Consider the following 11,269-nt stretch of genomic DNA (forward strand, 5'->3'; position numbering starts at 1 on the left):
GGCATGAAACAACAGTTAAGAGGCAGGCTTGGCTTGCGGGAACTTCCATGTGCCGTCAAGGATGGCCTGCTTGGGGCGGTAGAGCCGCACCCAGTAGTTCCAGCCTTTCACGATCGGCAGGCAGTTTGGCACCTTGCCGTCACAACCGCCGAACTGGATTGTGACCGAACCGTCGGCTGCCTTCTTTGCCGTGACGTCATTGACCGAGTACGCGTCCAGATCGTTCTTATGGAAGTAGCCATCCGGCCCGTACACGCTGACCGACCAGAAGGCGTTGACGGGCACACCAGGCGGGACCTTTATCGTGTGCACTGTCTCCCCGTCGTTCTTCGGTGGCACGACCGTCAGGTAGAGCGCGTCCCTCTCGTTGTTTCCGCCCCAGCCGCTGGCGGCGCCGATCAAGTGCTTTTCCGGATCCACCAGTCCCCTCGGACCAAACATTCCGCGGCTGTCGGTCAAGGTCGAGGCGCGCTGGATCAGCTGTGCACGGACATTGTTCTGGCTCGCCGAATCCCAACGAGGGACTTCCCAGGAACCTGTGGCGGCCTGCTCCACCTTGACCTGATCCTGCAACGCGTGGGCTGCTTTCATGTCCTCCGGATTGTTCGGATCGGCAAACGTCCGGACGCCGATCAGTACATGCCGCGTATCGGCGTCGCCCTTCGATACTGTGAATGTCGCCGGTGCGTACACCGTCTTCAGCGCGTACTCATCCTGGTCGATGACGAGGGCCGACATGAAACGCTTGCCCGGATCGGGCAACGTGACCGTTACCGGGCCTGCTTCGAGGTCGAACACCCCTGGCGAATACAGCGTGTCACGGTTGGAACGGATAACCGACTGGTTGTCGATCGGCATCAACTCGCGCAGCACCCCGAGCTTGCCGATGCCACTGCTCGCAACCCGAGTATTGAAATACTTGTCGCTCTCTGCGCGGACGAAGTTCTCTTCGGTCACCGGTGTCAACTGCGAAGCAGAGGCCGGCGTCGAAGTCCCGGAATCCGGCGGTTGGGATGCGGCAGTCGCCGCCGGCTCGGAAGGAGTCTCGGAACTGGTCGGCTTCTGGCACCCTGCAGTCGCTACGACGATGCCGACGACGAAAGCAGCGCGCATATTGGCTGCATTGTTTCTAGCATTCATAAGATCACCATCTTCTCCATGTGGGGAAGCATCGTGCCTCGACGAAGAGCGGCAGTTTTGTTCTGGTCGCGTTTAGTCAGTGTGAGGGGGCCAGTGTCCGGCCTTGGGGCGGATGCTATCCGAAGTCGACCGACCTGCTCCGGACGCAGGGCGCAGCAGACATCAATCCCGCCGTAACCGGGTAGCTCACCAATCAATACGGCGTCGATGCGCTCACGCCTGAAGCAGTCCAGGGCAGAAGCGGCATCGGAGAAATCCAATGCCTCCCAGCCCGCGCGCGCGAGGATCGTTCGCGCCAACTGCCGGCTGGCCAGGTCCTCATCGACGATCAGCACGCGTAGCATCCCTGTCACCAGTTCGCCCTGAGCCCGAGCTTCCCTTCCCACGCACGCCGATCATCGTCCGTACCCATGGCGTAGCCGACGTTGCCGTAGAGGAACACGTTCCGGTCAAGCTCCCGCGTCAGCCCTAGCTCCGCTTCCCACCAAGTTCCACCTAGGTCCGCATGGAAGCCGATCGGACCGCGAGCGGACGAGAACTCCGTGATCGGATCGCCTTTGAACTCGTGCCACAGGCTCAATCGCCCCCATCCGGCGGTATGTAGTTCGGCTTGCGTATCGGTTTGGCGCAGCCAGTCGCGGGACAGCCGCAAACTGAGGCGACCGACAAGGGAATCGGTGTCGTCGAAACTAACGCCTGCGGCGAGATCGTTGCTGTCGTCCAGGTCGAGCCAGCCGTAGATCAGCTGGCCCTGCGGTTCCCAGACCCAATGGTCGCCACGATCGCGCAGCGGATAGCCGCCCTCGATCGAAGCGGCGAACCCCCAACCATCAGTCTCCATTCGCGGCAAGTCATGTGTTGCAGCCCCTGCGGCCGCTTCGTACCACGTGGCCTGCAGAACTGTATCGAAATACCAGTCGCGCTGATCTGCGCCGTAGCGCGTCCAGTATCCGCCCAGGGAATACCCATCGACGCGCTCGTCGCCTGCGCGGGTTCCGTCGAAATGGTCCACCTCACCTTCGGCATAGCCGACCGCGCCATAGAGGCCGCCGTGGTCGCGGTGTTCCCCGGGCTCTTCGTGGCGGTACATGTCGTAACCGATCTGCACGGCGGCGAACTCATAGTCGTAGCTCGGGCCGCGGCCGAAGATGCCGTCGCGTGAACCGTCACGCTCGCCATCGATGTACATCAAGCGGCCCCACATTCCGTCGATGCGCCCTTCCTCGTCGAGGTCCGATCGCGCGATCAACTGCTCCTGCTCGCCGACGCGCTCGTGCAGCGTGTCGATCAGCGAACGACCATAGTTGAGTGCGGTCGGCGCAAGCGCGGCATACACCGATACTTCTGCGCGATAGTTCGGAACGGGCGGCACCGGGGGGGCTGGGGGGACTGGGGGTACCGGTGGAGCCGGCGGACTGGGCGGTGTCGGAGGCTCCGGCGTTGGCGGACACGGAGGACTGGGCGCGTTCGGCGTATTGCAATCGATGGTTGAGCGCAGGAACCAGCTCTCCGGCGCGCTGGCATCAACACTGCTCCGCTGCAGCGTGTACTCGTACGGTCCGGCCACGACGCGCCCCGTCAACGCGAAGGTATCCGGTGCCGTGGTCGCCGCGTTGATCGCGTCCACGACGAGGATGCCGTTCGCTACAGTCAACGCGCCATCGCCGCCTGCCGGCTTGATCTGGATGGAACCGGGTCCGGTGCCCCGACCGCCATCGATCACGAGAAGATCCGACGGCGAGCTGTCATCGTCCAGCACGGTATTCAATGCGAGCGTTCCGTCGCCGCTGTAGTTCACCACCGTAAGCGTTTTGAACACGCCTCCTACGGGCGCGGAGAAGTCGATGGTGCTCGGGTCGTTGACTAGGTTCGTGATGTTCGAGTCGCCCGTGAGGTTCCACAGCGAATCGATCAGCGTCAGGTGGGACACGCTCCCAGGGGCCGTGAAGGCGGAGCCGGTGGCCGTCGTACGGGTCAGCGTGATGTTCGCCAGGCCCGGCACGATCGGGATGGGCGACGGCGCCGCCGGGGGCGGCTCAACAGTCGGTAGGTTGCCGTCGTCGTCGGGGAAGTCGGCCGGTCCGGTAAGCGGCGGCTCGGCCGACAGCAGCGGAAAGTCGTTGCCGGTGCCGACTCGCAACCACTGCACATCGCCGGACACCGTCGAATCGGTCAATTCGACCGTGCCATTGCCCGCCACGCCGACGATGTTGCCGCTGGTATTGGTCAATGTGCCACGCGTGAACCGCGCCTGCGATACCGCCGCGGGAATCCCCTGCACGTACAGCGCCATCGCGTTCTGGCCAGTGGGTGCCACCGTCGTGTCCGTCCCGACGATCAGGCCACCGATCGCCGACACCGCGCCGTGCGCCTGCGCGCCTGAAGGCCGCAGCGATCCGCGCGTCATCAACACCGACGTGGGCGCATCACGCGACAGCGCGCCGTGCGCGGCGGCGCCAGACGTGATGACGGGTACGTCCGTGGCTATAACAGTGGATTCGCCGCGTCCGGTCGGCGTCGCGCCGTAGTCTGCCAGCACCGATCGCAGGCCGACGGCACCGTCACCGTGCGTGGTGATCGGGACGCTGTTGAGCGTGATGCTCGCCAGTTCGACCGCCAGGTCGTTTCGCGCCTGTGCTGCTGCGCCGTGGGCGTTGAGTCCGAAGGTCTCGATGCGCCCGCGCGTTGCCGTGACGGATGCCGGGAACTGAACACCCACCTGTTCGGCGACAGCGAAGATGCCGATGCCGTTAACGCCTTCCGTCGTGACGTTGACGTCGGTCGTCGTTGTCGTGCCGCCGTCGTCGGCCCAGATGCCCATGGCTGTAAGGCCCGTGGTGTGCGCTGTTGTACTTTGCGCAACCAAAATGGAGCCCGGATTGCGGGCCCCCAGGGCATGCGCATAGGCCGCGGCACGCACCTGATTGCCACTTGTCGTAATGCTGCCTCGCGTCAGTTGAACAGTGGAACCCAGATCAGCGAGGACGCCCATCGCATTGTCATTGCCGGTGGTGACCACGGTGAAGTCGGTGGCACTAAAGGTGGAACTGGCGGCTGAGATCCCCGCTGCATCAACGCCGGCCGTTGAAATCGCAGTGCCGGTCAGCGTGACGTTTGCCCCGGTCAACGCTCGGACGCCGGACGAGGTCGCCGGTTGCGCACTGATCTGGCCACCGGTGATCGTGGCGGATGCACCCGTCTCCACCAGCACAGCAGGCGCCCACGGCCCCGTCGGCGTACTGGCCAGCACTTGGATCGACGCATTGTTGAGCTGTGCGCTCGCCCCATCCTTGACCGACACACCGATGGAACGCGGGCCCTCCACGGTGACCGCGGTGTCGGTGACGAATGCTTGCGAGCCCGCGCCTTCCACCAGAACGCCTGGACCGAACAGCCCCGTGGCGCGTAGCGTGCTGCTCACTCCGCTGATTCGAAAGATGCCACCGCTGGTGATGCGCGCCGCCGCAGCCGGGTTCAGCACGTTGCCCGCGCCGTTGTTGGTCAACTGGCTGCTGATGAGTTCGACGGTGCCGCCCGCATCGGCCCGCGCCAGATTGGCGAGCGTGCCGGAAGTCGTTGCGACAACGTTGGTGCCCGCGATCCGGCTGTTGGGGCCGGTAGCGGTCATGGCATGACTGCCGGCGTTCGTCGTCGTGTTTTGCGCGCCTGCGGTGGTGATCTGCGTGCCGCTTAGCGTGATGAGGCCACCATCCTGGGCCAAGGCACCGAAGGCTCCGCGTGACGACGTGTCGATGGATCCACCCGTCATCGTCAGTGAACTGCCGGCCCCGATGGCCTGCACGCCGTAGTTGCCTAGACCGTTGACGCCGCCGCGGACGAGGACGCTGGTGTTAATGAGCGCCACTGCCCCACCACTCTCGGCGCTCGCACCGCGCATGTTCGACGTCGTGCCTGATGCCGGAGCAAGCGTCAGCGTCGCGCCACTCGCGAGCACCTCGCTGCCCGTGCCACTCGCTCGCGAGCCGATCTGTCCGTTGGCAGCAGCACCCACCGCGGTCGTCGCGAGCGTGCTGCTGTTGAAGCTGATGGATGCATCGGACTGGGCCCAGGCGCCGGAGGTATTGGCCGCGCCGAGATTGACGGTGATCCCATTGCCCACTATCTGCCCGGTGGCACCCGACGCTGCAAGCCCCGTCGCACCCGCGGTTGAAATGGTCACTGTGGTGCCCGGCGTGACGGTGCACGCCGAATCTGTGGCTATCGGGGGTGTTGGGCACACCTGCGCGTATGCAGGCGACGCCAGCAGACCGGCCACCGTGGTGCCGATCTGCAGTGCGCTGCGACAGCTTGTCGAGAGGATGTGGATACGTGGAGAAATTGCACGGCGTCGAACTTCAGGAAGCCTCCTGTCCATGGCTACAACCTGATTTGCGGGGAGTGCTAATTCCGGACCGGAAAGTGGTACCCCTACGGAAGTTAGGTGCGCGTGAAGCTGGCAGAAGCGTCAGTGTCCACTATGGGTCGGAATTACCAGCGTCTGCGCGACCGTCCTTCCCGACCGCCCGCTACCGGCCAGGAGCGGACATAGCCAGCCTACCTTCTTCCGCGCCGCACCCTGGCCTTAGCCCAAGCGCGTGTTGCTGACGAACCAGTTTGAGTGACAACTCATAACCGGAGTCGGCCTTCGTTCTTGGAACTTGGGAAACGGAATGGCAACTTTCCACGCTACCGCACGCGTCAACGCCTAGCGGATCGCCGGGACGGGGCGGCAGACCCCGAGCGCACGAGCGGCAGCTCGTCGGCTGACTACACCTTCGCGTTGAGGTAGTGGAACAAGGTGCGCGTGACGTTCACCATCAGCATCGCTTCCGCCTCATCCAGAAGATTGTCGTTGGGGTGCGCGACCGACGCGTGATTCCGGATCGTGTTGAGCGCATCAACTACGTTGGAGAGCGAGTTAAGCACCCGCACAATGTCTTTGTCTTGGCTGCCGAGGTGCTGGAACTTGGGGTGGCTGGCGCGGAGCAGCTTGAAGAGCTGAGTGAGGGATGCTTGGTCATCGACGGCTACCCCAGCGCGAACAGCCAATTCCTTCAAGTACCCCTGGAGCGCGGTATGCAAGCGGTCGATGCAGCTGATGGGGCCGCTCTTCGCTAGCAGATGGTCCGCGTCTGCCAGTGCGCGCTCGACAACTTGCGACGCCGTGATGCTGCCGGACGGCATTGCCGGTACATGCGACTCGGTCAGTCCCAGCCCTTGCAGCAATTCCGGAGCGTCATTCTCCAGCGCAAATCGAATCTTCTTCCGCTTGAGAAGCGCCTCAATGGTAGCCGTGTTGTGGTCTGCGAAGTATCGGAGTGCTTGGAAGACGCAAGCACCATAATCCTCATCGCCAAAATACAGGCTCCGCATGAGGCGCTGGTGCCCGGTAATGTAGTCGTGCTCGCCCGTTTCGTAACCCAATTCTTCCCAATCAGTTTGAGTGAACTGGTCTGAAACCGCACGTTGCAAGGCAAGCATCAGCTTGCCGGACATGCTGGGGTCTCGCAAAGCGTCGCGAATGTTCAAGATCACGTACTCAGTTGGGAAGGTCGCGCAGGAACGTCGCAAACAAGCGGCTGTCAGCGCTGCTAGTGGCGAACCGCGAGAGTTGCTGGATGTTCTGCCGCGTCAGCAAACGCCTTCCGGCAGCAACCACATTGCGAAGGCGCCCGAGGTTGGCATCAAGCTCACCACCTACCTTCGACAGTTCCCGGAGCTGTTTGTCCGACAGGCTCTCAATGTCAGCTTCCGAAAGGGCCGTTAGGAAGGGCTCAATGCTCCCAATGATCTCCCGTAACCCATTGCCAGGAGCAAGTGCGGGGAATCCATCAAGCTGGCCCGCGCGATCCTCTACAACAAATGGGACGTTCCGACGCAGGTGTTCAAGACCCTTGACATCCACCGCTGCGGATCGCTCTTCGCGCTCTTGCTCGGTTGCTGCGCGCTCAATTATCAGGGTGCCATCGCCGCGCCGGACTGCTTGGCGAACCGCATTGATGATCGGCATCGGAAGAGCGGTTGATTTGCCAGTGAGCTGATTAACGCGAGTGTTGATCCATGCTGCGCCGTGCTGTTCTGTCTTGATGGTGGCGACTTCGGTTGTGATGGTGGCAAGTCGATTCCGCAGCTCACCTAGAAACTCGCGGTTCTGCTGCGCCCTGACGGCGGCAAGGAAGACGCGGCTCATCTGAGTGAACTCCACGTCGAAGTGCTTCTTGCCACAGATGCGCCCGATATTTGTCACTCTGCCGTCTGCCGCCGCAACAAGGAATCCGTTGCCGTGGGGCTGGTGACAGGTCGAAAGGCCACATGGGATCAAGGCGTCGAACGTGTAGCTGCCAATGATCTCTTTGAGCTTGACCGTCTTGGGGTCTATGTCCGCAGTGAATCCGGGGACAGACTCGATGTCATCCCAAGACGCAATGCGGACAAGCCCCCGTTCGCTGTTGAGTGTGATCATGACTTACCAAGCTCCCGAAATCCGCGGCGCGCTCAAGGTCAGCTTGTGCACTTCACCGAGGTCATTCAAAAGACTCAGGTCATCTAACTTCTTGGGGTACTTCTTGAACCACCGGTCAACTGCCTTCAGAAGATCCACGTTTCCAGCTCGATCAAACAGTGAATCTACAAGTTCGTCAGTCAGCTCAACGTTGGGCATCGTGAAGTAGTCACCGGGCGCGTGTAGTTCGTCGATGGACTCTGCTTCCGCAGACAACGGGCGCTGAAACATCTTGCGCGGCACGCTGCTGGGATAGCCCTTGCCCGCAATGGATTCGTTGAAGATCGGCGCCATGAAGTCAATCACATGGGTTTCGGTCTGAACCCACATATGGAACCCATCTCGATCAGACGTAACCATGCCATCTTCGTTCTTCGCAATGCTGATGACCGAAGGCGTAGGATCAGTACACAGCAAGAAGGCGCCTGCTACCGCGCGAGCTGGAATCTTGTAGTGCTTGCTAAGGAGCAGCGCCCCAGCGGCAGCAAAGAACATGCACGCGAAAGGCGTGTTTGCCCTTCCTTCAAGGATGGAATAGATGATTTCGTAGATGCGGTTGTATTCAGGCAGCGTGAGCTGAAGCTTGGGCGAAGCCACCTTGTCCTTGGCCATGTCGTCTTGCCCCCGGTTGTGCCGTCCCCTGCGGCATTAACCGAGTATTGGGGCGTGCCGGGCCGGACTCAAGCCACCCCTCCCAGACGAAGTTGAGCTCAGTCGCCCAGCCCGAGGGAAGATGCGGGCCGCCGACGGGCTGCATGGGCTACAGATTCCTTAAATCATGCCGTTATTGGCTTGCCACTCCGGCAGCCAAGCGGACCAGAGTCGAACGGCCCTTACAGATGCCCCTCTTAGCGGATTCTTGGTCCACCGCACAGCCGCATCGGAGCGACAAACTCCGTGGACGTCCACCATTGATTGGCGCAGAACGACAATCTTTAACGGATCCCGCACTTCTATTCGAGAACGGACTTCGATGGTGGGCCCACCAGGATTCGAACCTGGAACCAAGGGATTATGAGTCCCCTGCTCTAACCGTTGAGCTATAGGCCCGTGGGCTGCGGAGTTTAGCAGCCCGAGGGTTTGGGCCCGCCCCGGCGCGGGCGCGGCTGGGACGAGGGATTGCCGCGTTGCTCAGCGCTTGCTCATCGAATAGGGGCGCTGCTCGGGCGCGGTGGCCCACTGTTTGTTCGGTTCGGCCTGCATGACGAAGTGCAGTTCGCCGCCGGCGACGATCTCTTCGTGGCGAAGGAAGGCGCGATCGAGCGGCTTGCCGTTGAGCGTGGCGCGGCCGATGTAGAGGTGCGCGTCGTCGAGGCCTTCCGCAGTGACGGTGAATCGCTTGCCGTTGGGCAGGTTCAGCGTGGCGCGCGGGAGGAACGGGCGGCCGATGATGTATTCGTTGCTGCCCGGCGCGACGGGGTAGAAGCCGAGCGAGGTGAACACGTACCACGCCGACATCTGGCCGAGGTCGTCGTTGCCGGCGAGGCCGTCGGGTCGCGGTGCGTACTGCGTCGCCATGATGCCGCCCAGGCGCGCCTGCGTGCGCCACGGCTGGCCGGCGTACGCGTAGAGGTAGGCGACGTGGTGGCTGGGCTCGTTGCCGTGCGCATACCAGCCGATCAGGCCGGTGATGTCTTCCATGTGCGCGAAGATCGACGGATCGACCTTGGCGTTGAAGACCTGGTCGATGCGTTCGAGCAGTTTCTCCTCGCCACCGTGGACGGCCGCGAGGCCCGCGACGTCCTGCGGCACGTACCACGAGTACTGCCACGCGTTGCCTTCGGTGTAGTCGGTGCCGTAACCGCTGGCGCTGGGATCGAACGGTTCGCGGAAGCTGCCGTCGCGCTTGCGTGCGCGCATGAAGCCGGTCTTGTCGTCGAAGGCATGGCGCCAGTTGGCAGCACGCTTTTCGAACGTCGCGGCGACGTCGTTGCGTCCCATCGCGCCGGCCATGCGTGCGATCGTCCAGTCGTCGAATGCGTATTCCAGCGTCTTCGACGCGGCCTCGCCTTCTTCGTCGATCGGTACGTAGCCGAGCTGCATGTACTGCGCGACGCCGTCGTACGGGCCGTAGCTGGCGCTGGCGACCATCGCCTGCAGCGCTTCGTCGGCGTCGTAACCGCGGATGCCCTTCATGTACGCGTCGGCGATCACGGGCACGGCGTGGTAGCCGATCATGCACCACGTCTCCAGCCCGTGGAACGACCACACGGGCAGCACGCCGTACGCGCTTTCGCGACGCGAGGCGAGCAGCGAGTTGACGAAATCGTTGGTGCGCTGCTCGGGCTGCACCAGCGTCAGCAGCGGATGCAGCGCGCGGTACGTGTCCCACAGCGAGAACGTCGAGTAGTTCGTGAAGCCCTTCGCCTGGTGCACGGCGTTGTCCGGACCGCGATAGCGGCCGTCGCTGTCCATGAACAGGCTCGGCCCCATCAGCGTGTGGTACAGCGCGGTGTAGAAGCTGCGGCGCATCGGTTCCGGGCCGTCGATGTCGACGGCCGACAGAGCCTGCATCCACTGCGCTTTCGTGTCGCGGCGCACGCCATCGAAATCCCAGCCCGGCACTTCGGCATCGAGGTTGGCGATGGCGCTGTCTTCGCTCACCGGCGAGATCGCGACCTTCACGATCATCGACTGCCCGGCGGCATCGGCGAAGTCGAGCGCACCGACCAGCTGGCGCCCTTCGATCTGCGCACGCTTGCGCGGATCCTTCTCGCCCGGCGGCGGGAAACCCTTGTAAGGAACGTCCTGTTCGGTGTCGTGGAACTGATGGCCGCTGACCGGACGCGAGAAGCGCATCGCGAAATACAGCTGGCGCCCCGGCGCCCAGCCGCGCGTTTCGCGGAAACCGGTGACGGTGCCGTCCTCACGCAGGCGCAGGCGCGACCACTGCACCTTGCCGGGGTAGTCGTACATGCTGGTGCGCAGGTCGACGACGACGTGCGCGTCCTTGCCCTTCGGAAACTGGTAACGATGCACGCCGACGCGCGCGGTCGCGGTGAGTTCGGCGCGCACGCCCGGATCCTGCAGCGTCACCGCGTAGTAGCCCGGCTCGGCCACTTCGTCCTCGTGGCGGAAGCGCGAGGTGTAACCGCTGTTCGGCTTGGCGATGTCGCCGCGTTCCAGCTTTACGTCACCCGTGGTCGGCATGACCAGCACGTCGCCGAGATCGGAATGACCCGTGCCGGAGAAGTGCGTGTGCGAGAAGCCGACGATGGTGCGGTCGTCGTACCGGTAACCCGCGGCCCAGCCGTAGCCTTCCTTGCGCGACTTGATCTGCGTGTCCGGGCTCAGCTGGACCATGCCGAAGGGCACCGTCGCGCCGGGGAAGGTGTGCCCTTCGCCGCCGGTACCGATGAAGGGATCGACCGATGCGTAGGCGCGCGCACCGCCATCGCCCTTCGGCGGCGCGGACAGTGCGAGGGCGCTCACGGCCCACAGACACAGCGCCGACCAGGCGAGCCGACGGGTCGAAGCGACGAGGGATCCAGCAGGGGCACGACGGGACATGGGAGCTCCTGGAAGGCGGACGGGACAGTTGGCTGGCCCGATTTAGATCGTTATAAATCGCGGCAACCTAGCACGCTCCGCCTGCCCGGCTCATGCTGCACCGCAGAATGCGCGATG

At 63.3% G+C, this 11,269-nt stretch carries 7 protein-coding genes and 1 tRNA gene; all 8 read right to left on the bottom strand.

Annotated elements, in window-relative coordinates:
• Positions 1 to 15: 15 nt before the first annotated feature.
• On the bottom strand, positions 16 to 1,113 hold the full coding sequence (locus FOF45_RS05535; RefSeq protein ID WP_158982991.1) for a DUF1254 domain-containing protein: 1,098 nt from the start codon (positions 1,111 to 1,113) through the stop codon (positions 16 to 18).
• A 23-nt stretch (positions 1,114 to 1,136) separates the two neighbouring features.
• A complete protein-coding gene (locus FOF45_RS05540) occupies positions 1,137 to 1,475 on the bottom strand; it encodes a PleD family two-component system response regulator (protein ID WP_158982992.1) in 339 nt (112 codons plus the stop codon).
• Between the two features lie 14 nt (positions 1,476 to 1,489).
• Positions 1,490 to 5,320: an autotransporter outer membrane beta-barrel domain-containing protein gene (locus tag FOF45_RS05545; RefSeq protein ID WP_158982993.1), complete on the bottom strand. Its 3,831-nt coding sequence runs from the start codon at positions 5,318 to 5,320 to the stop codon at positions 1,490 to 1,492.
• 587 nt (positions 5,321 to 5,907) lie between these two features.
• A complete protein-coding gene (locus tag FOF45_RS05550) occupies positions 5,908 to 6,636 on the bottom strand; it encodes an abortive infection family protein (protein ID WP_199244440.1) in 729 nt (242 codons plus the stop codon).
• Positions 6,637 to 6,679: 43 nt separating this feature from the next.
• Positions 6,680 to 7,603, bottom strand: a complete 924-nt coding sequence (locus FOF45_RS05555) for a hypothetical protein (protein WP_158982994.1) — start codon at positions 7,601 to 7,603, stop codon at positions 6,680 to 6,682.
• Between the two features lie 3 nt (positions 7,604 to 7,606).
• Positions 7,607 to 8,254, bottom strand: coding sequence for a DUF2026 family protein (locus FOF45_RS05560; RefSeq protein WP_158982995.1), 648 nt, complete (start codon positions 8,252 to 8,254; stop codon positions 7,607 to 7,609).
• Between the two features lie 362 nt (positions 8,255 to 8,616).
• Positions 8,617 to 8,692, bottom strand: a tRNA-Ile gene (locus tag FOF45_RS05565).
• 81 nt (positions 8,693 to 8,773) lie between these two features.
• On the bottom strand, positions 8,774 to 11,152 hold the full coding sequence (locus FOF45_RS05570; RefSeq protein WP_158982996.1) for a GH92 family glycosyl hydrolase: 2,379 nt from the start codon (positions 11,150 to 11,152) through the stop codon (positions 8,774 to 8,776).
• Positions 11,153 to 11,269 lie beyond the last annotated feature (117 nt).

Source organism: Lysobacter panacisoli, assembly GCF_009765165.1.
Classification (GTDB): Bacteria; Pseudomonadota; Gammaproteobacteria; order Xanthomonadales; family Xanthomonadaceae; genus Lysobacter_J; species Lysobacter_J panacisoli.